A 1116-nucleotide genomic window follows, 5' to 3' on the forward strand; every position below is an offset into this window, starting at 1 on the left:
CGGCGCTTGGGTGAAAGGAGGAGGGGCGAAATCTCCCACGGATCTGTACTGCGTCAACAGTCAGAATCGGGCTTTGTCCCTCCTCCTCCCTTCAAGTCCTACCATACAAGCGGGCTTGCCCGCGATGGCTGAGTGTCAGCCAACATCAATGTTGAATGTTTATCCGCCATCGCGGGCAAGCCCGGCTCCCACAGGGATTAGCTGTGTGGCGCAGGTTTTGGTACACCCACGTTATCCAGCATCCGGTTCGCCGCCAGTTCTGCCAGCATGACGATCTGTTGAATCGCCATCGCCGTGTGCCGGTGCGGCCCTTCCAGATACCCCGCAAAATCACTCGCCATCACGCTGGCCTGGGCCAACGATTCACAGGTGTGGGCCAACAGGTCTTCGTCTTTGATATCCGGCGCGACCCTATACATGGTGCTCGGTTTGCGGGCCACGGGGGATTTGAGGGCGGATGGATTGAGGTAGTGGTCGAGCGCGCGGTTAGCGGCGACGTGGAATTCTTTTGAATCAGCAGATTCGTAAGGGGAAACGTTGTCGGTTTCTGGGGGATTCGGGGTTGCTTTGAACATGATTACACCTCTGGGATGAAATGGAGCCACTTCCAAATTGCCGCGACGCAATTTGGGGTGGCAGCTGTACGCGGGTTCGCGGACCGATCCCAGAGGCATATCTCGGCATACCCGAAGGTATCCCGCGCACAGTCGCCATGACACGAAACGACAGACACCCAAAAGTGTTGTTGTTCGGTGGAGCGATTATGCCTCAAGAATCGAGCCGCGACGCCCGGTCGCTGAATTGTCAGCGACGGACAAAGGCTAGAGACGCAGCTTCCGACGGGCAACCTGAAAAACATGTGGGAAGGTTCTGATATTTTTACCGAGCAATAAACATCGTTGGCTGTAAGGTCGCCTTCGCGAGCAAGCCCGCTCCCACAGTAGGTTGGCGTCATCTGGGAGAGCTTGGTCGGCTGTCAGGCCGCCAAAATCAAAAGATCGCAGCCTTCGGCAGCTCTTATCAAACAAAAAATAACGCATTGTTTTTGCTCTGAAATTTATCCAACCATCACCAACTGCATCCCCAGCTTGCGCGCCTTGCGTTCCAAGGCGCGCC

The 1116-nt window shown here is 56.0% G+C and carries 2 protein-coding genes; both read right to left on the reverse strand.

Annotation, left to right across the window (positions count from 1 at the left end; all coding sequences use genetic code 11):
- Positions 1-197 precede the first annotated feature (197 nt).
- Positions 198-575 (reverse strand): DUF6124 family protein, encoded by a 378-nt coding sequence (locus AACY49_RS29615; protein ID WP_258697717.1) that lies wholly within the window; start codon positions 573-575, stop codon positions 198-200.
- Positions 576-821: 246 nt separating this feature from the next.
- Positions 822-1116: hypothetical protein (locus tag AACY49_RS29620; protein ID WP_339527727.1), on the reverse strand; the 295-nt coding region annotated here is incomplete at its 5' end.

This window comes from Pseudomonas sp. EL_65y_Pfl2_R96, from assembly GCF_963970905.1.
In the GTDB taxonomy this organism is placed as follows: Bacteria; Pseudomonadota; Gammaproteobacteria; order Pseudomonadales; family Pseudomonadaceae; genus Aquipseudomonas.